The organism is Prauserella flavalba, from assembly GCF_003202235.1.
GTDB classification, from domain to species: domain Bacteria; phylum Actinomycetota; class Actinomycetes; order Mycobacteriales; family Pseudonocardiaceae; genus Prauserella_A; species Prauserella_A flavalba.
This window is the reverse complement of the sequence record NZ_MASU01000018.1, coordinates 1-20,226: the sequence shown is the minus strand read 5'-3', so window position 1 is coordinate 20,226 and position 20,226 is coordinate 1. Positions and strand designations below refer to the sequence as shown.

At 71.4% G+C, this 20,226-nt stretch carries 21 protein-coding genes, 1 tRNA gene and 1 pseudogene; 14 read left to right on the top strand and 9 right to left on the bottom strand.

Annotated features, from left to right (window positions below; all coding sequences use genetic code 11):
- The 4 genes from BA062_RS34535 to BA062_RS34520 all read left to right on the top strand — a co-directional run bounded on the left by BA062_RS34535 (position 1) and on the right by BA062_RS34520 (position 4,777).
- On the top strand, positions 1-1,416 hold the full coding sequence (locus BA062_RS34535) for a sensor histidine kinase (RefSeq protein WP_110343349.1): 1,416 nt from the start codon (positions 1-3) through the stop codon (positions 1,414-1,416).
- A gap of 72 nt (positions 1,417-1,488) precedes the next feature.
- Positions 1,489-2,286: a DeoR/GlpR family DNA-binding transcription regulator gene (locus BA062_RS34530; protein WP_110343348.1), complete on the top strand. Its 798-nt coding sequence runs from the start codon at positions 1,489-1,491 to the stop codon at positions 2,284-2,286.
- Positions 2,283-3,368 (top strand): galactose-1-phosphate uridylyltransferase, encoded by a 1,086-nt coding sequence (gene galT, locus BA062_RS34525; RefSeq protein WP_110343347.1) that lies wholly within the window; start codon positions 2,283-2,285, stop codon positions 3,366-3,368. Before BA062_RS34530 ends, galT begins: the two co-directional genes overlap by 4 nt.
- A 68-nt stretch (positions 3,369-3,436) precedes the next feature.
- Positions 3,437-4,777 (top strand): S1C family serine protease, encoded by a 1,341-nt coding sequence (locus BA062_RS34520; protein WP_110343346.1) that lies wholly within the window; start codon positions 3,437-3,439, stop codon positions 4,775-4,777.
- A 110-nt stretch (positions 4,778-4,887) separates the two neighbouring features.
- Here BA062_RS34520 and BA062_RS34515 read toward each other — a convergent pair whose 3' ends face one another.
- The 3 genes from BA062_RS34515 to BA062_RS34505 are packed head-to-tail and all read right to left on the bottom strand — an operon-like array spanning position 4,888 to position 6,829.
- Positions 4,888-5,505 carry a methyltransferase domain-containing protein gene (locus BA062_RS34515; RefSeq protein WP_110343345.1) on the bottom strand — a complete coding sequence of 206 codons (618 nt, stop codon included), beginning with the start codon at positions 5,503-5,505 and terminating at the stop codon, positions 4,888-4,890.
- A complete protein-coding gene (locus BA062_RS34510; RefSeq protein WP_110343416.1) occupies positions 5,502-6,170 on the bottom strand; it encodes a TIGR04282 family arsenosugar biosynthesis glycosyltransferase in 669 nt (222 codons plus the stop codon). The genes BA062_RS34515 and BA062_RS34510 overlap by 4 nt, the downstream gene beginning before the upstream one ends.
- Positions 6,167-6,829, bottom strand: coding sequence for a glycosyltransferase family 2 protein (locus BA062_RS34505; protein WP_110343415.1), 663 nt, complete (start codon positions 6,827-6,829; stop codon positions 6,167-6,169). Before BA062_RS34505 ends, BA062_RS34510 begins: the two co-directional genes overlap by 4 nt.
- 143 nt (positions 6,830-6,972) lie before the next feature.
- Here BA062_RS34505 and BA062_RS34500 point away from each other — a divergent pair, with 143 nt between their 5' ends.
- From BA062_RS34500 to BA062_RS34490, 3 genes are read left to right on the top strand one after another with little or no spacing between them, the layout of a single operon-like run.
- Positions 6,973-8,328: a hypothetical protein gene (locus BA062_RS34500; protein ID WP_168214175.1), complete on the top strand. Its 1,356-nt coding sequence runs from the start codon at positions 6,973-6,975 to the stop codon at positions 8,326-8,328.
- A gap of 6 nt (positions 8,329-8,334) precedes the next feature.
- Positions 8,335-9,039, top strand: coding sequence for a response regulator transcription factor (locus BA062_RS34495; protein WP_110343344.1), 705 nt, complete (start codon positions 8,335-8,337; stop codon positions 9,037-9,039).
- Entirely contained in the window at positions 9,036-10,085 is a 1,050-nt protein-coding gene (locus BA062_RS34490) for a sensor histidine kinase (RefSeq protein ID WP_110343343.1), read from the top strand. The genes BA062_RS34495 and BA062_RS34490 overlap by 4 nt, the downstream gene beginning before the upstream one ends.
- A 98-nt stretch (positions 10,086-10,183) precedes the next feature.
- On the opposite strand, the gene BA062_RS34485 is transcribed toward BA062_RS34490, so the two are convergent.
- Complete coding sequence (locus BA062_RS34485; RefSeq protein ID WP_168214174.1) at positions 10,184-11,245, bottom strand: NAD-dependent epimerase/dehydratase family protein; 1,062 nt, start codon at positions 11,243-11,245, stop codon at positions 10,184-10,186.
- 150 nt (positions 11,246-11,395) lie between these two features.
- Here BA062_RS34485 and BA062_RS34480 point away from each other — a divergent pair, with 150 nt between their 5' ends.
- Both BA062_RS34480 and BA062_RS34475 read left to right on the top strand, forming a co-directional pair.
- Entirely contained in the window at positions 11,396-11,896 is a 501-nt protein-coding gene (locus BA062_RS34480; protein ID WP_199543086.1) for a MogA/MoaB family molybdenum cofactor biosynthesis protein, read from the top strand.
- Between the two features lie 11 nt (positions 11,897-11,907).
- Complete coding sequence (locus BA062_RS34475; protein ID WP_110343341.1) at positions 11,908-12,090, top strand: hypothetical protein; 183 nt, start codon at positions 11,908-11,910, stop codon at positions 12,088-12,090.
- Positions 12,091-12,114: 24 nt separating this feature from the next.
- Here BA062_RS34475 and mscL read toward each other — a convergent pair whose 3' ends face one another.
- From mscL to BA062_RS34455, 4 genes are all read right to left on the bottom strand, one after another.
- On the bottom strand, positions 12,115-12,516 hold the full coding sequence (gene mscL, locus BA062_RS34470; protein WP_110343340.1) for a large-conductance mechanosensitive channel protein MscL: 402 nt from the start codon (positions 12,514-12,516) through the stop codon (positions 12,115-12,117).
- 30 nt (positions 12,517-12,546) lie between these two features.
- Complete coding sequence (locus BA062_RS34465; protein ID WP_110343339.1) at positions 12,547-13,200, bottom strand: SAF domain-containing protein; 654 nt, start codon at positions 13,198-13,200, stop codon at positions 12,547-12,549.
- 137 nt (positions 13,201-13,337) lie between these two features.
- Positions 13,338-13,679 (bottom strand): FmdB family zinc ribbon protein, encoded by a 342-nt coding sequence (locus tag BA062_RS34460; protein ID WP_110343338.1) that lies wholly within the window; start codon positions 13,677-13,679, stop codon positions 13,338-13,340.
- A gap of 99 nt (positions 13,680-13,778) precedes the next feature.
- The gene (locus BA062_RS34455; protein ID WP_110343412.1) at positions 13,779-14,372 is read right to left on the bottom strand and encodes a 5-formyltetrahydrofolate cyclo-ligase; all 594 of its coding nucleotides are present in this window, start codon (positions 14,370-14,372) and stop codon (positions 13,779-13,781) included.
- 111 nt (positions 14,373-14,483) lie between these two features.
- Here BA062_RS34455 and BA062_RS34450 point away from each other — a divergent pair, with 111 nt between their 5' ends.
- The 5 genes from BA062_RS34450 (at position 14,484) to BA062_RS34430 (ending at position 18,486) form a co-directional block, all read left to right on the top strand.
- Positions 14,484-15,389, top strand: a complete 906-nt coding sequence (locus tag BA062_RS34450) for a UTP--glucose-1-phosphate uridylyltransferase (RefSeq protein ID WP_110343337.1) — start codon at positions 14,484-14,486, stop codon at positions 15,387-15,389.
- Positions 15,386-16,657 carry a molybdotransferase-like divisome protein Glp gene (gene glp, locus BA062_RS34445; protein ID WP_110343336.1) on the top strand — a complete coding sequence of 424 codons (1,272 nt, stop codon included), beginning with the start codon at positions 15,386-15,388 and terminating at the stop codon, positions 16,655-16,657. The genes BA062_RS34450 and glp overlap by 4 nt, the downstream gene beginning before the upstream one ends.
- Positions 16,658-16,666: 9 nt before the next feature.
- A complete protein-coding gene (locus tag BA062_RS34440) occupies positions 16,667-17,347 on the top strand; it encodes a GNAT family N-acetyltransferase (protein WP_110343335.1) in 681 nt (226 codons plus the stop codon).
- A 186-nt stretch (positions 17,348-17,533) separates the two neighbouring features.
- Complete coding sequence (gene sepX, locus BA062_RS34435) at positions 17,534-18,358, top strand: divisome protein SepX/GlpR (protein WP_110343334.1); 825 nt, start codon at positions 17,534-17,536, stop codon at positions 18,356-18,358.
- Between the two features lie 55 nt (positions 18,359-18,413).
- A tRNA-Ala gene (locus BA062_RS34430) sits at positions 18,414-18,486 on the top strand.
- 835 nt (positions 18,487-19,321) lie between these two features.
- On the opposite strand, the pseudogene BA062_RS40775 reads toward BA062_RS34430, so the two are convergent.
- Positions 19,322-20,161, bottom strand: a pseudogene (locus BA062_RS40775) (recombinase family protein); the annotation flags it as partial.
- Positions 20,162-20,226: the final 65 nt, after the last annotated feature.

Sequence of the window (20,226 nt, the reverse complement as noted above, 5' to 3'; positions counted from 1 at the left end):
ATGTCCGCTGTTCCCGGTGTCGAGCCACCCCGCTCGCACCCGCCGAAGAAATCAGACAGTCCGCGCCGGTTCTCGCTGCGTACGCGGGTCATGCTGCTCGCGGCCAGCTGCGTCGGCGGCGCGGTCGCGCTGGTCTCGCTCGTTGCCTACCTCACCGTGCGGGGCAACCTCTACCAGCAGTTCGACGACAGCCTCATCGAGCGGGCCAACGCCGCCGTGACCAGCGTCCCCGTGCAGGCCCAGTTCCGGGAGGTGCCCGCCGCGCTACTGGTGAGCAGTGACATCGACATCGGCCTGCTCCAGGCGGGCACGGGCCTCACGTGGCCCGAGCGGGGTGAGCCGCCACCCGTCGGTGACGCCGAGCGCGCCGTGGCGGTCGGCACCGCCGAGTCGTCGCTGCGCACCGACACCGCGACTGACATGCGCGTGATCGCGCTGCCCTCGGGCCCCGGGCAGGCGCTCGTGCTGGCGCAATCGCTTGCGCCCATGAAGCGAACGCTTGCGGAGCTGTCGCTCGTGCTCTTCCTGTTCGGCGGCGCGGGGATCGTCGTGGCGGCCGCGGCCGGTACCGCGGTCGCCAGGGCGGGCCTGCGGCCGGTCGAGCGGCTCACCTCCGCGACCGAGCGTGTCGCCCGCACGATGGACCTCCGGCCGATCCCGGTCACCGGCGACGACGAGCTGTCGCGCCTGACGCACAGCTTCAACACCATGCTCGCCGCCGTCGCCGACTCGCAGGAGCGGCAACGCCAGCTCGTCGCCGACGCGGGCCACGAACTGAGGACGCCGCTGACCTCGCTGCGCACCAACCTGGAGCTGCTGCTCGCCGCGAGCCGGGACGGCGCACGGCCACTGGCCGAGCTCGACCGGGTGGAGATGGAGGCCGACATCCGCGGCCAGCTCGACGAGCTGACGCAGCTGATCGGGGACCTCGTGGAGCTGGCGCGCGAGAGCGAGCCGAGGGTCGAGAACGAGCGCGTCGACCTCGCCGAGGTGGTGGAACGCGCCCTCGACCGTGCGCGGCGCAGGGCGGGCGAGACCGAGTTCGACGTGACGCTCGAACCGTGGGTGCTCGCGGGCGATCCGGCCGTGCTGGAACGGGCGGTGCTGAACCTGCTCGACAACGCGGTCAAGTTCTCGCCAGAGGGCTCCACGGTGCAGGTCCGGCTCCGCGCCCTCGGTGACGGCACGGCCGTGATCGAGGTCTCCGACGCGGGACCGGGCATCGCGGACGAGGACCTGCCCAAGGTGTTCGAGCGCTTCTACCGCTCCTCCGAGGCCCGCACGCTGCCCGGCTCCGGGCTGGGGCTGGCGATCGTCAAGCAGTCGACCGAACGGCACGGCGGCGCCGTCTACGCCGGCCGCAGCGAGTCGGGCGGCGCGCTGATGACGATGCGCTTGCCCGGTGTCCCGGGCTGACTTCTGTTTGATCGTGTAGAATTTTGTGAGAAATTCTGTGTAGTTCGGCTGCGGTTGCGGGATGGAGTCAACGTGCTGGCGCGGCAGCGGCAAGCGATCATCCTGGAGGAGGCGCGCCGGACCGGCGCGGTCCGGGTGAGCGATCTCGTCGAGCGGCTCGGCGTTTCCGACATGACCGTACGCCGCGACCTCGACGTCCTCGCCAGCCGAGGGCTCGTGGAGAAGGTCTACGGCGGCGCCACGTCCGTGGCGAGCCACAGCACCGACGAGCCGGGTTTCGAGGCCAAGTCGGTCCGCCAGCTCGAGCACAAGCAGGCCATCGCCTCCGCCGCCGCCGGACTCGTCCGGCCGGGAACCGCGATCGGCATCTCGGCCGGCACGACCACGTGGACCTTCGCCCGCGCGCTCGACGCGATCCCCGGGCTCACGATCGTCACCAACTCGATCCGCGTCGCCGACGTGCTGCGCGACTCCAGCCAGCCCGACCGGACCGTGGTGCTCACCGGCGGCGTCCGCACGCCCTCCGACGCGCTCGTGGGCCCGATCGCCGTGCAGAGCCTGCGCAGCCTGCACCTCGACCTCGTGTTCCTCGGCGTGCACGGCATGGCCGACGGGCCTGGGTTCACCACCCCGAACCTCACCGAGAGCGAGACCGACCGCGCACTCGTGGAGGCGGGCCGCAGGCTGGTGGTGCTCGCCGACCACACCAAGTGGGGCACTGTCGGCATCTCGACCATCGCCGAACTGGCCGAGGCGAGCGCGGTGGTGAGCGACGACGAGCTGCCCGACGACGCGCGGCGAACTCTGTCTGAACACGTGGGAGAGCTCATGATCGCTCCGACGAAACGTCACTCCGGAGCAGGCGGGTGAACAGGACCGTTCGTCACCTCGCCGACGGCCGCGAGATCATCTACTTTGACGACCACGAGGACGCGCCGCCCCGCGAGGCCGTGGACACCCGCGACCTGCCCGCCGTCGCGGCGGCGTCGGAGATCCGCCGTGACCCGCTGACCGGCGAGTGGGTCGCGATGGCGGCACACCGCCAGACCCGCACCTACAAGCCGCCCGCCGACCTGTGCCCGCTGTGCCCGACGCGGCCCGGCAAGCCGAGCGAGGTGCCGGAGTCCGACTACGACGTCGTGGTGTTCGAGAACCGCTTCCCTTCGTTCGCCCAGAACGTGTCGGGAGCGGCCACCACGGTGGATGGCGCGGGGCTAGTCCCGCTCGCGCCCGGCAAGGGGCGCTGCGAGGTCGTGTGCTTCACCAGCGACCACGAGCGGTCGTTCGGCGAGCTGAGCCCCGCGCGGGTGCGCACGGTCCTGGACGTGTGGGCCGACCGCACGGCCGCCTTGTCCGAACTGGACGGTGTCGAGCAGGTCTTCCCCTTCGAGAACAGGGGCGAGGAGATCGGCGTCACCCTGCACCACCCGCACGGCCAGATCTACGCGTACCCGTTCGTCACCCCGAGGACCGAACGGATGCTCGCCACCGCAGCCGCCTACCGGGCGGAGCACGGCAGGCACGTCATGGGCGACGTGCTCGCCGCCGAGCACGAGGCGGGCACCCGGATCGTCGCCGAGGGCCGGTTCTGGACCGCCTTCGTGCCGCCCGCGGCGCGCTGGCCGGTGCAGGTGCAGGTGGTGCCGCACCGCCAGGTCGCCGACCTCACCGAGCTCGACGACGCCGAGCGGGACGACTTCGCGCGGGTGTATCTCCAGGTGCTGCGCCGCTGCGACGCCCTGTACGACCGGCCGCTGCCCTACGTCGCCGGGTGGTACCAGGCGCCCCGCCACCGCGAGCGCGAGCTGTCGTGGCTGCACCTCGAGCTGTTCTCGGTGCTGCGGGCCAGGGACAAGCTGAAGTACCTCGCCGGCTCCGAATCGGGGATGGCCGTGTGGGTGAACGACGCGACCCCGGAGCAGATCGCCGAGCGCCTGCGCGCTGCGGGCTGAGCCGCTTCCACGTCCTTCCCACAGGTTCAGTTCAGCAAGCTCTCAGGAGCCTGGCCCATCATGGGTGCATGACCGAGAACGACCCCACAGCTGCGGACAGGTCCGGCGCATCGGCACCAGGAGGCCCGGAGCAGGGTGGTTGGCCGGGACCGGACGAGCCGAACCCGTGGTCGGCGCAGGGACAGGCGACACAGGGGCAGACCACACAGCCCGGTTACCAGTACCCGGCAGCTCAGCAAGCCGCTCAGCACCATGCGCCCGGCCCGTCCTACCCGACGGCCACGTTTTCAGCGCAGGGTACTCAGCCCGTGAGCGGCCCCGGGCACCAGCGCAAGGGCACGGCCAGACTCGTCGCCGGGGTCGCGGTGCTCGCGCTGCTGGTCGGGGGTGGCGCGGGCGTCGCGGGCGGATACCTCGCCGCGGACAACAGCACGACCACCGGCAGCTCGGTCAGCGCGCTCGACCAGACCCCGCCCGCCCAGCAGACGGGCAACGCCCCCGCAGGCACCGTCGAGGCGGCGGCGCAGAAGCTCATGCCGAGCGTCGTGCAGCTCCAGGTGGAGGGCCAGCGGGGCGCCAACGAGGGCTCCGGCTTCATCATCAGCGACGACGGCTACATCCTCACCAACAACCACGTGGTCGAGGGCGCCGCGAACGGCGGCACCGTCACCGTGGTCTTCCAGAACGGCGACCGCGCCGAGGCTTCCATCGTGGGACGTGACCCGACGACCGACATCGCCGTGGTGCGCGCCGAGGGCGTCAGCAACCTGCCGGTGGTGGAGCTCGGCCGCTCCGACGACCTCAGGGTCGGTCAGCAGGTGGTGGCCATCGGCTCGCCGTTCGAGCTCGCCGGAACGGTCACCGCGGGCATCGTCAGCTCGTTGCACCGGCCCGTCTCCGCGGGCGGCTCGGGCGACCAGGCCACCGTCATGGACGCGATCCAGACCGACGCCGCGATCAACCCCGGTAACTCCGGCGGTCCACTGGCGAACATGTCCGGGCAGGTCGTGGGCATCAACTCGGTGATCTACAGCCCCCAGTCCGCCGCCGGCGGCGAGGGCGGCAACGTGGGCATCGGCTTCGCGATCCCCATCGACCAGGCGCGGCGCACGGCCGACGACATCATCGAGAACGGCCACGCCACCCAGACCTACATCGGCGCGACCGTCGGCGACGCACCCAACGGCGGGGCTGCGATCGGCGAGGTGCTGCCCGGCAGCCCCGCCGAGAAGGCCGGCCTGAAGGCGGGCGACGTGGTCACCAAGTTCGACGACCGCGTGATCGAGGACGCCAACGCCCTCGTCGCCGCCGTGCGCACCAGGGCACCGGGGGAGCAGGTCACCCTCACGCTCCAGAACAACAAGACGCTCGAGGTGACCCTCGGCGGACAGCCGGTCGAAGGCAACTGACCCCACCGACGCTCGGCCGCGGTGGCGGCCGAGACCAGCTCCGGCCTCGGTCGCCGGGATCCAGAGCCCACGCGCAACCGGGACCCCTTGCCCGGTTGCGCGTGGTTGCGTCAGCAGGCCGTCAGCTCGGCGAACCACCGGCGCTCGTGCTTGCCGCTCCAGCGCAGCCGCAGGCCGGCCTCCGCCGCGGCGGCGCCGACCGCGTCCATTCCCAGCCAGGCCCAGCCGAACCAGCCGCCCGCCTCGGCGGGGCCGCCGACGCGGACGCGTTCCCTGCGCAGTCCGTGACCGGGCGGGTCGACCTCGACGACCGCGCTGCCGCACGGGCCGAGTAACCGCGCAACCCGCCGCAGCAGGCGCACCGGATCGCCGCCGATGCCGATGTTGCCGTCAGCCAGCAGCACGTGCCTCCAGCGCCCCTCGCCGGGCACCCTCGCGAACACGTCCCTGCGCAGCGCGATCGCTCCCCGGCGCAGGGCGAGCCGCACGGCGACCGGCGAGCTGTCGATGCCCAGCGTGGCCACGCCCCGCCCACTCAGCGCGGCGGCCAGCCTGCCGGGGCCGCACCCCACGTCGAGGGTGGGACCCGTGCAGCGCGAGAGCAGCAGGTCGTCCCCGGTCTCCGGCGGGCGGCGCCAGCGTTCGACAGCCAGCACGATCCGTTCGCCGCTCGCCAACTCCAGCCAGCAGCTGCCACCGAGCAGGCCGCGGTCGAACTCGCCGCTCATCGCGCGTGAACGGTGCGCAGCGCGGCCGCGAACCGCCCGCCGGGTGCTTTCCGGGCAACCAGTTCGGCGTCGCGCATGGTGTCCACATCGGATAGTCGGGTGGCGGTTGCGGTGCGCAGTCCGGCCGATTCGAGGGCCTTCCGCGTGAGAGCGCCGGTGTCGGGACGCGACATCGGCACGCCCCCGAGCGCGCGGGCCCGACCGGGATCGCGCAGCGCCAGTGCCCACCAGCCGCCGTCCTCGGCCGGTCCGAGCACGGCCTGGTCGCGCCGCAGGAGGTCCGCCGTCGCGTGCAGGAGGGCCGGCGTGATCTGGGGGGTGTCCATGCCGAGCTGCAGCACCGGAAGGCCACCGGTCGCCACGGCCGTGTCGGCATGCGCGTGCACGAGGCGCTCCGCGAAGTCCTTGCCGTGTTGGGGGATCAGCGTGCACCGCCGCAACATCGCCCGCAGCTCCGTGCTCCGCGCGGCGGCCTGCAGCTCGCCGGTCAGCGCGACGACGGGCACCGTGCCCGGCGTGGCCAGTACGGCGTCGAGCGTGTCGAGCAGCGCCGCGGCGGCCAGCTCGGCGGCCTGCGCCGGGGTCGCGGGCGGGCACAGCCGCGTTTTCGCCAGCCCCGGCACGGGCGCCTTCGCGACCACGAGCACGGCGTAGTGCGCGCTCATGCGCGCCACACCCCCGCCATGTCCCGCGCGGCTCGCAGCGTGCCCCGCAGCGAGCCGGAGACCTTGGACACGGTGCCGCTCGCGCGAGGGCCGTACGGTACGTCGAACTCCCGGACCCGCCAGCCCGCGCGGGCCGCCCTGATCAGCAGTTCCAGCGGGTAGCCGAAGCCGCGGTCCGCCACGCCGAGTGCGAGCAGCGCGCGCCGCCGCACCGCCCGCATCGGAGCGATGTCGTGCACGCCGAGCCCCTTGGCGCGCAGGGCCGCGGCCAGCACCGCGTTGCCGGCGCGGGCGTGCCAGGGCCACACGCCGGCAGACTCGGGCCTGCGCCGTCCGGCCGCGAGCTCGGCCTCGCCGGCACGGACCGGCTCGACGAGTTCCGGCAGCAGGCGTGCGTCGAGCGAGCCGTCCGCGTCGAGGAAACAGACGATGTCCGTGCTCGCAGCCAGGAGGCCGGTGTGGACGGCCGCGCCGTAGCCGGGACGCGGCTCGGTGACCACCGTGGCGCCGAACCCGGCGGCGACCCCGGCCGAGCCGTCGGTGGAGCCGTTGTCGACCACGATCGCGTGGTAGCCGGGCGGAAGGCCGGCGAGCACGCCGGGCAGGGCGGGTGCCTCGTTCAGGCACGGGAGTACGACGTCGACAGGGTCAGACCTCACGCCGGTCACGTTAGGTCCACGTTGGACGGTAAGGAACCGCTGCGGTGCTTACGAATTCCTGACGTGCGCGAATTTCTTACCAAGTTCTGACGATCGCCGCCGAGGTGGTGCCGAGGACCTGCGCCGGGGTTTACCGTGCGGCTGTGGTCGAGTCCCCCACGGCGAGCCCGCCTGCCCGCAAGACCCTCGGAATCCGAGGCGATCTGCTCGCCGTCGCGCTCGCCGCGCTCCTCGTCGGCGCCGCCGTGGCCGTCGGCGCGTACCTCAACCGGCCCGGCTCCGGCGTGGTCATCTGGGCCGAGGCTGCGCCGCTCTACGGCAGCTGGCTGCCGCACTACGGCAAGGGCACGGTGCTCGCCGTTCTGGTCGCCGGGTGCGTCCTGATGTGGGGGCCCGCGCTGGCGGAGCGGCTGCCCTGGCGGCGCCTGCTGCCGCTCGGCTACGTGGCCTCGCTCGCCTGGATCGTCTCCCTCGCGCTGGCGGACGGATGGACGCGGGGCTTCGCCCGCCGGCTCGCGACGCCCCACGAGTACCTGCACGAGGTGCCCGGGATCACCGACATCCCGGCGATGCTCGCCGGGTTCTCCGACCGGATACTGGCCGGGCAGCCGGACAATTGGACGACGCACGTGGCGGGGCATCCGCCCGGCGCGACGCTCGTGTTCGTGTGGCTCGACCGGCTCGGTCTCTCGGGCCCGGTGTGGGCCGCGATCGGGTGCGTGCTCGCCGGTGCGCTGGTGGCGGCGGCGGTGCCCGTCACCCTCGCCGCGCTCGGCAGGCCCGGCGCCGCGCGGGCGTCGCTGCCGTTCGCGGTGCTGTTTCCCGGTGCCGTCTGGCTCGGGGTGTCCGCCGACGGGCTCTTCGCCGGGGTCACCGCCGGTGGCATCGCGCTGCTCGCACTGGCGACGCGCTGGTTCCGCGAGGGCCGGGCCGCCGCGCTCCCCGCGGCGCTGGGCGCCGGTGTGTTCCTGGGCTTCGGCATCTTCCTGTCGTACGGCCTGCTGCTGCTCGGCACGGTCGCGCTCGCGGTGGTGCTGTGCGGGCACAGCGGCAGGACCAAGACCCTGCTGGTCGCGGCGGCCGGTGCGGCGGGCGTCGTGGCGGTGTTCGCGGTGGCCGGGTTCTGGTGGCTCGACGGCTACCACCTCGTGGTGGAGCGCTACTACCAGGGAATCGCCTCTCACCGGCCGTACGCGTACTGGGCGTGGGCCAATCTCGCGTGCCTGGTACTGGCGGCCGGCCCGGCCGTGGTCGCGGGCGTGCGCAGGCTCCGCGGCTGGGGGCCGGTGGTGGCGCTGACGGGGGCCGCACTGCTCGCGGTGACCGTCGCGGACCTTTCGGGCCTGTCCAAGGCCGAGGTGGAGCGAATCTGGTTACCGTTCGCCGTATGGTTGCTGCCCGCGACGGCGCTGCTGCCGCCGGGGACGCGACGGTGGTGGCTCGCCGGACAGGCCGCGCTGGCGCTCGCGGTGAACCACCTGGTGCTGACGGTCTGGTGAGGCGTGATGGGTGAGCAGGACGGGCTGGTACTCGTGGTCGACGACGACGAGAACGTCCGCGACGTCGTGCGCCGCTACCTGGAGGTCGCGGGTTTCAGGGTCGAGCTGGCCGGTGACGGCGAGCGGGCGCTGGAGCTGCTCGCCGGGCACCGCCCTGACCTCGTGGTGCTCGACGTGATGATGCCCGGCATCAGCGGGCTGGAGGTGTGCAGGCGCCTGCGGGAGAGCAGCGAGGTGCCGGTGGTGATGCTCACCGCCCTGGGTGAGGAGGAGAACCGGATCGCCGGACTGCAGCTGGGCGCCGACGACTACGTCACCAAGCCGTTCAGCCCTCGTGAGCTGGCGCTCCGCGTGGCCTCGGTGCTGCGCAGAGCACGGATGACGGCGCCGTCGTCGTCCGCGCCGGACCTCGTCGACGGAGACCTGCGCCTGGTGCCCGCGGCCCGGCAGGCGACGCTCGGCGGAATGGAGCTGTCGCTGACGGCCCGTGAGTTCGACCTGCTGGCATTCTTTCTGAACCACCCCGGCGAGGCATACTCCCGCACCGACCTGCTGGAGAAGGTGTGGGGCTGGGACTTCGGCGACCAGTCCACGGTGACCGTCCACGTGCGTCGGCTGCGGGAGAAGATCGAGCGCGACCCGGCCAACCCGAGCCGGGTGGTGACGGTCTGGGGTGTCGGCTACCGGTACCAAGCGGGGCGGCCATCATGATCGAGTCCGGTGAGTCCTTCGCCGACATGCTCCTGCACGCCTGGCACATCCTGCCGGTGGCGCTGCTGTTCGCCCTGCCGGTCGCCGCGCTGGGCGGCCTGGTGCTCTACTGGCTACGGCGGGGGTCGCTGGCGAGCACGATGACCGTCCTCGTGCTCGTGCCGCTCGTCGCGACGCTGACCGGCGTGCTCGGGGTCAGCGGATTCATGTTCAGCACCGCGCTCACCACGATTCTGCTCGTGTGCGTGCTGGTGGCGGTGGTGACCGTGCCCGCGGCCATCGTGCTTGGCCGGGTCATCGCGCGGCGCAGCGTGTGGGAGCGGGAGGCCCGCGAGCGGGAGCGCGCGGCCGAGGCGTCGCGGCGCGAGCTGGTGGCGTGGATCAGTCACGACCTGCGCAGCCCGCTCGCCGGGATCAGGGCGATGGCGGAGGCGCTCGCCGACGGCGTCGTGGCCGAGCCCGGTGAGGTCGCCGGATACGCGCAGCGCATCAACAGCGAGGCGGCCCGCCTTTCGGCGATGGTCGACGACCTCTTCGAACTGTCCAGGATCACCGCCGGAGCGCTACGGCTGGAGCTCACCGCTGTCCCGCTGCGCGACGTCGTGAGTGACGCGCTTGCCGCGCAGACCCCCGTGGCCGACCGCAAGCGTGTGCGGGTGCTCGCGAGCGCGCAGACGTGGCCCGTGGTGATCGGCAGCGACCCCGAGCTGGCGCGGATCGTGCGCAATCTCGTCGCCAACGCCATCCGCCACACCCCGCCGGACGGCACGGTCGCGGTGCGCGTCGGCGTGGACGGGCAGGAGGCGCTGCTCGCCGTCGACGACGCGTGCGGCGGCATCCCCGAGGAGGAGCTCGCCCGCGTGTTCGACGTCGCCTTCCGCGGCACGCGGGCGCGCACGCCCGAGCCCGCGGGGCCCACGGCGGGCGGCGGCCTCGGCCTGGCCATCGTCAAGGGCCTCGTCGAGGCACACCGAGGGCGGATCGGGGTGCACAACCACGACGGTGGTTGCCGCTTCGAGGTCCGCCTGCCGCTGGCCAAGCCCTGACGCTCGCCACGCCCTGATCCCGGCGATGCCGAGAGGGCAGGCACATCTGGGCGCCGAGGTACGCGGGGAAGCCTGGACGCGGCTACGGCTGGAAAGGGCTACGCCGTCACCGGCTCGCGCAGCGCCGCCGTGGCGAACTCGGCGATGCCCTCCGCGAAGGAGGTCCGCGCCTCGAAGCCCAGCAGTGCCCGTGCGCGCGCGGGGTCCGCGACGACGTGCCGCACGTCGGCGGGCCGCGCACCGCCGACGGTTCTCGGAGCAGGCCCCCCACATGCCTGCGCCAGCTCGGCCGCGAGCTCGCCCACCGTGTGCGGCTCGCCCGAGCAGACGTTCACGGCCGTGAGCTCGCCGGACACGCCCTCGGCGCGCAACGCGAGCACGTTGGCCCGTGCGACGTCGCGGACGTGCACGAAGTCGCGGCGTTGCCGCCCGTCCTCCAGCACGGTCGGCGCCTCCCCGCGCCGCAGCGCCGAGCGGAACAGCGACGCCACGCCCGCGTAGGGCGTGTTGTACGGCATCCTCGGCCCGTACACGTTGTGGTAACGCAGCGCCCACACCGTCCCACCCGTCTGCCTCGCCCACGCCGCCGCGAGGTGCTCCTGCGCGAGCTTGGTGGCCGCGTAGGTGCTGCGCGGTGCGAGCGGGGCGTCCTCCGGTACGAGCAACGGCGCCAGCTCGTCACCGCAAACCGGACATCGCGGCTCGAACCGCCCGGCGTCCACATCGGACCTCCTGCGCGCCGGTGGTACGACCACGCCGTGCACGGCACACGCGTACCTGCCCTCGCCGTAGACGACCATCGACGACGCCAGCACGAGCCTGCGCACTCCGGCCCGGTACATCGCGGCGAGCAGCACCGCCGTGCCGTAGTCGTTGTGCAGGGCGTAGGACGGCGCGTCCGACGGGTCGATCCCGTGGCCCACCACCGCCGCCTGGTGGCACACCGCTTCCACACCGTCGAGCAGGTCGTCGAGCAGCGCGCCGTCCGCGACGTCGCCGTACACGAACCGGTGAGTTCCCACGTAGTCCGGCGGCTCGTCGCCGCCGTGCGCGGTGGGCAGCAGCCGGTCGAGGACCACCGGCTCGGCGCCCGATTCGGACAGCAGGTCGGCTATGTGGGAGCCGATGAAACCGGCTCCGCCGGTGACGAGAACACGCACGCGGGCGACGCTAGGCGCGCCGCGGCGCCGCGGCAGCATCCGCGGAGAGGACGTAAGCCTTCGGTCACATGTCGGCACACCTTCCTGAGCGTTGGGATCGTGGGCGAGTGCGTCGGCGCGCGGGGGCCGCGCTCTACTACGGTGGTGCACATGGAACGGAGTGCACAGCGGCTCGGCCGCGCTCTCGTGGTGATCGTGGACGACCGCGCTGCCCAGGGTGAGAACGAGGAGACCGCCGGGCCCCTGGTCACCGAGTTGCTCGAGGAGGCCGGGTTCATCGTCGACGGGACCGTCGTGGTGCGCGCGGACCCCGTGGAGATCCGCAACGCGCTCAACACCGCGGTGATCGGAGGCGTGGACCTCGTCATCACGGTCGGTGCGACGGGTGTGTCCCCTCGCGATGTCACCCCCGACGCGACGGCCGGTGTGCTCGACCGCCCCATCCCGGGCATCGGCGAGGCGCTGCGTTCCTCGGGCCTCGCCGCGGGTGCCATCGACGCCGGGATCTCCCGTGGCCTCGTCGGGGTCTCCGGCAGCACCCTCGTGGTGAACCTCGCCGGCTCCCGCGCTGCCGTGCGCGACGGCATGGCGACCCTGTCCGCCCTCGTGCCCTACGTGATCGACGAACTCTCCGGCCTCGACGAGAACTGACCGGACCCGCCGTGACCGGTGACGAAGCCAGGAAGCCTTCCGAGCCACCTCGTCGATCCCGCAACCGCAGGATCGACGAGGTGTTCGGCGAAGTCCTTCCCGAGACCACCTCGGACGAGCGGGACCCCAAACCGGACCGCTCGGCTTCCGACGACTGGTACCTCGAGAACCGGCCGCCTCACCACGACCGGTAGCCCGGACCGTGGTGCGGCTCGTCGTCAGTCGCGGACCCGCTCCTCCCGCAGGAGGTCCCTGATCTCGGTCAGCAGCTCGACATCGGTCGGCTCGGCCGGACCCGGCTCCTGTCCCCGCTTGCGCCGCTCCTGGATCTTCTGCATCGGCAGCACGAGCAGGAAGTAGACCACCGCCGCGATGATCAGGAAGTTGATCGCCGCGTTGATGACCGATCCGAAGTCGAGGAACGTCGAGTCGTTGCCGCTCAGCACGTTGAACCCGAGGCCGTTCGCGGCGTCGCTACCGCCGATCGCGTTGATCAGCGGCTTGATCAGGCCCGTGGTGAACGCCGTGACGATCGCCGTGAACGCGGTGCCGATGACGACCGCGACCGCGAGCTCCACGACGTTGCCGCGCATCAGGAAATCCTTGAAGCCCTTCAGCACGCGTGCACTCCCTTCCACTTAGGACACCAGCTAGCGGAGGGTAACCGTCACGGGTTGTCCCAGTGAAACCGCCGCCAGGTGTGCGGCAACGGCTGTGGGAGCCGCCAGGAGCACCAGTGGCGCCTCGTCCTCACCGAGCGGGCCGTCTCTCGGCCTGCTTCCCTCGCCGAGCACCGTGAGTACCGTCGCGCCGCTGGCCAGCACCTTCTCGTGCTGCTCGGCGGCGCCGAGCGTGACCACGTCGACGAGAGTGCCCGGCCGGAGCAACTGGGCGACGCCCGCGTCGGCGAGCCGGACGGGCACGGTCGCCGTGCCCGGCGGGGTGCTGTGTGCGCCGACGATCCGGGCGTCCGTCAGAGGTTCACCCGCGCGGGCGACACCCATGAGCCGTTTCCCGGCGATTCGGTCAGCGTCGGTGAGCGCCCCGGCGGGACGCAGCGAATCGGGCATACGGACCACCCGCACATCGGCGGGACGCAGCGTGGTGCCCAGCGGAAGATCGCGCGCGGCGACGAGGACGGCGCCACCCGCGTCGCCGTCGGCGGTGCCGGGACGGGCCGCCAGCGCGGCCGCCAGCAGGAACAGCACGGCGGCGAGCGCGCGCCGGATGAGCGTGGCCGGATGGCCACGGGCGAACGCCGGAAGCCGGTGATGCCACCGGCGTGCCCTTGGCGAGTCGTTCATCGCCGTCCCCCATCGTCCGGGCGGAGGGCGGCCGTTCCGCCCTCGACCCGATCGACGCTAGGAGTGCCCGCCGAGCGCGGGGAAGCGGCGATTCACCAGCCTGTGGATAACCGGGGTGATGTGGACAACCCGCCCCGTCAGGAGGCCGCGGAGCTCGCCGCCGTCGTAGTGGAGGGGGAAGATGCCGAGCTCGTGCTCGAGTCGGAGCTCGACGAGCTGGACGTGCTCGACTCGGACTTGGCGGAGCTGTCAGAGCTCGTGGCCGAGCCGTTGGACTTGCCGCCCGAGGACGAGCGGGACTCCGAGCGTGAGTCGTTGCGGTAGAACCCGCTGCCCTTGAAGATCACGCCGACCGAGCCGAACAGCTTGCGCAGCGCTCCGTCGCACTTCGGGCACTCGCTGAGGCTGGCGTCGGAGAACGACTGGACCACCTCGAACTGGTGGCCGCACTCCTTGCAGGCGTACTGGTAGGTCGGCACTGGGGCTCCTTCGGCGTTGGCACTCGACTCCTAAGAGTGCTAACCCAATTTTGCTTGATGACATTCCGCCGGCGCAATCGAGGCCGAGATCACACCCGATCACTCGCGCGGCAGCTCGACCAGCCCCAGGCCAGGGGTGAGCACGGCGGTCATCCGCACGTCGTGCGGCTCAGCGGGCAGGCGCTCCACCAGCTCCGTGTCGCGAATCACGGCCACGAGGCCCGCCCCGGGAGCGGCGAAGCCGAGGGACCGGTCGTAGTAACCGGCGCCCCGGCCCAGGCGCACCCCTCGGCGGTCGACCGCGAGCGCAGGCAGCAGCACGAGGTCGGCTTCGCCGACGCCGCCGGGCCCCAGCCGGGCTCCGTTCGGCTCCAGCACGCCGCGAAAACGCCCCGCGACCAGCGAGGACGTGCCCGTGTACTCGGCCCAGTCGAGCGGCCCCGGCGCGGGCGGAACGACGGGCAGGAGCACGCGCGTGCCTGCTTTGCGCAGCACGTCGAGCAGTGCGATCGAGCCGGGTTCGGAGCCGAACGGGACGTAGCAGCACGCGGTGGTGGCGGAGAGCCCGGCGACCGCGTCGGCCAGCGCGGCGGCCTCGGCGACCCGCTGCTGGGCGGAGACCGCGGCCCTGCCCTTCGCCAGCAGGGCCCGCCACTCGCTCTTGGACGCCTCCGGCAGCACGCGGTCGGGCACGTCCACGCCTTCTCCTTCCCGGTGGGTCCGAGACTCACCAGGTCAGCGAGTCGCCGTCGCCGGACTGTCATTCTCAGTCACACACAGCAGATCAGGCTAGGCTTTGCGGCCATGACGGGCGCCACGAGTCACACCACGTTCCGAACCGCCATCGTGCCGGCCGCGGGGCTGGGCACGAGATTCCTGCCGACCACCAAGGCCGTGCCCAAGGAACTGCTGCCCGTCGTCGACACCCCCGGCATCGAACTCGTCGCGAACGAGGCGGCACAGGCCGGTGCGAAGCGTATGGTGATCGTCACATCGCCGGGTAAGGAGTCGGTCGTCAACTACTTCCAGCACCAGCCGGAACTGGAGGACACGCTCGAGCGCAAGGGCAAGACCCAGCTGCTCGAGAAGGTCCGCAGGGGCCCGGGCCTGCTCGACGTGGAGGTGGCGATCCAGGAGCAGGCGCTCGGCCTCGGACACGCCGTCGCGCAGGCGGAGCCCAACCTGACCGACGAGGACGCGGCCGTGGCGGTGCTGCTGCCCGACGACCTGGTGCTGCCCACCGGGGTGCTCAGCAAGATGGCAGAGGTGCGGGCCGCGCACGGCGGCAGCGTGCTGTGCGCGTTCGACATCCCGAAGGAACACATCTCGCCCTACGGCGTCTTCGACGTCTCCGACACGGGCGACGCCGACGTCAAGCGCGTGCACGGCATGGTGGAGAAGCCGAAGCCGGAGGACGCGCCCTCGACGTACGCCGCGGCGGGCCGGTACCTGCTCGACCGGGCGATCTTCGACGCGCTGAAGCGCATCGAGCCCGGCAGCGGTGGTGAGCTTCAGCTCACCGACGCCGTGGCGTTGCTCATTGCCGAAGATCATCCCGTGCATATCGTTGTGCATCGCGGCGGCAGGCACGACCTCGGCAACCCGGGTGGCTTCCTGCGTGCCGCGGTGGACTTCGCGCTGGAGGACCCCGACTACGGGCCCTCGCTGCGTGCCTGGCTGAAAGAACGAATCGAGAACGCCGAGTCATGACCGAACCCGAGCCGATCACCGCTGACGAGCCGGATGCCGCAGGCTTCCGGTCGGTCGACGAGCAGCTCACGCTCACCCTGGGCGCCGCCGTGCGGCCGCGCCCCGTGCGCGTGGCGATCTCCGAGGCGCAGGGCCTGCTCTGCGCGGAGGAGGTCGTCGCCGAGCACGCGCTGCCCGGCTTCGACCAGGCCGCGGTGGACGGCTACGCGGTCCGCAGCGTCGACGTGCGCACCGCAGGTCAGGAGCCCGTGCAGCTGCCCGTCGTCGGTGAGATCCCCGCGGGGTCCCGGCAGCCGCGCAGGCTCCAGCCGGGCCAGGCGGTGCGGGTGGCGACGGGAGCGCCGCTGCCGACGCTCGCCGACGCCGTCGTGCCCACCGCGTTCACCGACGGGCACCAGGCGAAGGTCACCGTGCAGCGTGCGGTGCCCTCGGCCGGGTACGTGCGCCGCACGGGTGAGGACGTGCAGATCGGCGACGTCGCCGTGCGCAGCGGCGACACCATCGGCTCCGCCCAGGTCGGCCTGCTTGCCGCCGTCGGCAGGTCGAAGGTGCTCGTCTACCCGCGGCCGAGGGTCTCGATCATCTCGGTCGGCGACGAGCTCGTGGACGTGGACCGCACCCCGTCGGTCGGCCAGGTCTACGACGTCAACTCCTACGCGCTGGCCGCCGCCGCACGCGACGCGGGCGCCGAGGTCAGCCGCGTCGGCATCGTCCCGCTCGACCCGAAGCGGCTGCGCGAGACCGTCGAGGGCAGGCTGCTGATGTCCGAGGTCGTCGTGGTCGCGGGCGGGGCGGGCGGCAGCACCGGCGAGGAGGTGCACGCCGCGCTGTCCGACCTCGGCGACATCGACCTGCACCGGGTGGCCATGCACCCCGGGTCCGCCCAGGGCTTCGGCAGGCTCGGCCCCGACTCCGTGCCGACGTTCCTGATCCCCGCGAACCCGATGAGCGCGCTCGTGGTGTTCGAGGTGATGATCCGGCCGCTCATCCGCGCGGCCCGCGGCACGCGCAATCCGCACCGCAGGATCGTCGACGCGCGCCTCCTCTCACCCGTCACCTCGACCAAGGGTCGCAGGGGCTTCCTGCGCGGGCAGCTGCTGCGCGACGAGAGCAACGGCGAGTACCTGGTGCAGCCGCTCGGCACGTCGGGTGCGCACCTGCTCGCGTCGCTCGCCGAGGCCAACTGCCTCATCAACATCGACGAGGACCTCACCGAGGTGGCCGCGGGGGAGCAGGTCAAGGTCACGTTCCTCGCCCAGCGGGCCTGATCGCCGGCGATGACGTCGCAGGTGTACGCAGGCCCCTACGGCACCGAGCCACGCCACCCCGGCTGGCCTGCGAGGCTCGGTCCGCTGGTGGTGCGTGCCGGCAACGTCGCGCTGCGGCCGGTGCACCTGCGCGACGGGCGCGAGTGGAGCCGCATCCGTCTGCGTGACCGCGACTACCTGGAGAAATGGGAGCCCACCTCGCCCGGCTCGTGGGCCGACCGCAACGGCTTCGGCGCCTGGCCGCCGCAGTGGCTCTCGCTGCGGGCGCTCGCCAGGCGAGGCCAGTGCCTGCCCTTCGCGATCACCGTGGACGGCGCGTTCGCGGGGCAGATCACCCTCGGCAACGTGATCAGGGCCTCGCTGCGGTCGGCGTGGGTGGGTTACTGGGTGTCGTCCGAGCTCGCCGGTGGCGGGGTGGCCACGGCCGCGGTCGCGCTGGTGACCGACCACGCGTTCCGGGCGGCAGGTCTGCACCGGCTCGAGGCGACCGTGCGCCCGGAGAACGTGGCCAGCCTGCGGGTACTTGGTAAGGCGGGTTACCGGCAGGAAGGACTATTCCTGCGTTATCTCGATGTGGCCGGTGATTGGCGCGACCACATCTCTTTCGCGGTCACAGCCGAGGAGATGGGGGCGGGTTTCGCCGCGCGGCTCATTGCCGACGGCAAGGCACAACTGCCTGAAGCGCGTTAACACTTTGTGAGATCTTCACCCGGTTTAGCTACGCGTTTGCGTGATCCGCCCGGCGAGTCGCCGGGTTTTCTGTTACTCCTGTGACTAGCGTGACGAAGGTCAGCGTGGTGACGGGAGTGGGGCGACCACCCGACTGGTCGCGCGATCCACGACGACAGCGGTAACGGTCGGGGGAGGTGACGGGAGATGCCAAGCTCGTTGATCATTGTCGCGCTCGCCGCGGCGTGGCTTGTCGTTCTCGTTCCCATGGTCGCGCGCAAGCGCCAGGAGATCACGCAGACCAACGATTCCGCGTTGGCTGCGCGGGTCGTGCGGAGCGGGAGTGCACACAACCAATGGCGGAGGAGGTTCGCCATGTCCGGAGAAGCCAAGCGGGCCGATGACGAGGACCTGGTCGACTCCGAGTACGACGACCTCGACGAGGATCTCGACGAAGACCTGGACGAGGACTTCGACGAGCCGGAGCCCGAACCCGAGCCAGAACCCGTCCGCAGACCCGTTGCCGAGGACGAGTCCGGGCGCCATTACCGGCCCGGCCGGGGCGGCTTCGACCCCGAGGCCGCGGAGATCGCCGCCCGCGCCAAGTACGCGTTCCGCCAGCGGGTGGTGCTCGGCCTGATCTTCGTGGTCGTGGTGACCGCGGTGGTCGCGGGCTTTGTGCTGCCGGTCGTGTGGTGGCTCAACGCCCTCGCCGACGTGGTGCTCGTCGGCTACCTCGTCTACCTGCGCAGGCAGGTGCGGATCGAGGACGAGATCCGCCAGCGCAGGCTCGCGCGGTACAACAATGCCGCGAGGCGTGCGCCGAGGCGGCCGCAGCCGGTGGAGGAGTCCGCGCACGTGGAGGTGGTCGAGCCCCCGCGCCGCGAGCTGGTGGGCCTCGAGCGCAAGCCGGTGCCGACGTCGCGCATCCGCAGGCAGGCCGTGGTCGTGGACCTGGAGGATGAGGACCCCGCTTTCCACGAGCTCGACGATCCCGGTCAGCTGCCGTATCGGAGGGCTGCCGGGGAATAGGACCCCCTTGCTCGGTGGGCATAGCGCCACTGTTATGCTCATCGAGCTTCCTCAAGGGGCTGTAGCGCAGTTGGTAGCGCGTCTCGTTCGCATCGAGAAGGTCAGGGGTTCGATTCCCCTCAGCTCCACCCTAGGGGTCTTACTAGAACAAGTGCCTGAATGAAGGCCACGAAGTAGGACCGTGACGCTTGACGGCGTGCAAGGACCACCCGCGTTGCGGGTGGTCCTTTTGTTTGTGTCCTCCGCGTTGGATGCGGCGGTCCGCTGACCTTGGATGGCGTGGAGTTCGCCGAAGGGTTCACGGAGCTCACCGTCTGTGATCTTGTCGTCCTCGATGTAGAGGGCGTGGAAGATCGCCTGGTTGAGGAGGCGGCGCTGTTGGTCGTTGCAGCGTCGGTACAGCTGGTCGGGCTGTTCGAGGAGGGCAAGGCTGGCGTTGACGAGCTGGGCGCTGTCGGTGAGGTCGGCGTTGGCTGTGTCGAGGCGCTCCTCCAGCCGGCGGCGCTCGCGGGCGATGTCGCGCAGCTTCTCCTTGACCTTGGTCCGAGGCAGCGTGCTGTCGGCGGCGAGGTCGATCAAGTTCTCCTCCTTCGTGTCGAGTTCCTTGAGCTGTGTGGTGATTTGCTTGCGCAGCAGGCGTGCGGACTTTTCCTGCTCGCCGAGCACGGCATCGATCTGGTCGCGCATGTCAGCGATGAACGGCTGGCTGAAGCGAATCGCGGAGTAGTGGCGCTCAACCGCGTCCTCGACGAGTGTGACGTTGACGTGGGGTGCTTGGCACAGCCCCTTTTGCCGGCCGCGGCAGAAAAAGTACAGGTACTCGGCACCCTTCGAGTTGATGGTCCGTTGGATGATCATCCGCCGCTTGATGCCGTCGCGTTGGCAGCGTCCACAGAACAGCGATCCCTTGAGGTAGTGGTGGTGGACGCGACGGCGTTCTTGTGCCGTCATGCGCGATTCGAGGATCTCCTGGACGGTGTCGAAGAGGTCCTCGTCGATGAGGGGCTCGTGTCGCCCCTGGATTTCTTCGCCGTCGTACTCGACGTATCCGAGGTAGTAGCGATCGCGCAGCATTTGCGAAATCTTGTTCTCGGAGACCTTCTTGGCTGGGTGTCGCCGGGTGGCCCTGGTGCGGAGGCCGCGGTCGTAGAGCTCGTCAGCCAGCTCTTCTTGCGTGTAGTCGCCGGTGGCGAAGAGCTCGAAACCCAGCTGGACAAAGGGCGCTCGTTCGGGGTCGACGATGATCGTGCGGATCACGCGGCCGTCGGAGTGGTCGATGTGGTTGAGGTAGCCGAGCTTCGCGCGGCCGAGCGTGCCGCCGTTGCGGGCCTTCTGGCCCATCTTGTAGGCGATGTCGGCACCGGACTGGCGGGATTGGTACTCGTTGAACGTGGCCAGGATGCCGTGCATCAGCTGGCCGACCGGGGTGTCGTCGATGGCCTCGGTGGCCGAGACCAGGGTGACGCCGCGCTTGCGCAGGTCTGCCATGACGATCGCGTCGTCGTAGCGGTTCCGCGCCATGCGCGAGAGCTGGTAGATGATGATGACGTCAACGTCGCCCTGGCTGCGCACCCGCGCGAGCATCTGTTGGAATGCTTCGCGCTTAGTCATCTCCATGGCTGAGCGTCCGGGCTCGACGTACTCGTCGATGACCGTGACGCCCAGGTCCCGCGCCTTGCGCAAGCACGCTTCCCGTTGGGCCGGAATGGAGATGCCTTCCGGGTTGTAGTCGGTCCGGACTTGCCCGGTCGAGGACACGCGCAGGTAGATCACTGCGCGAGTGCCGGGGGCAAGGTCGTCCATCGGCGGCTGGATGGGGATGGTGACGTCCTGCTGCAGTTCATCGATGAAGTCGGCATAGGCGCTGG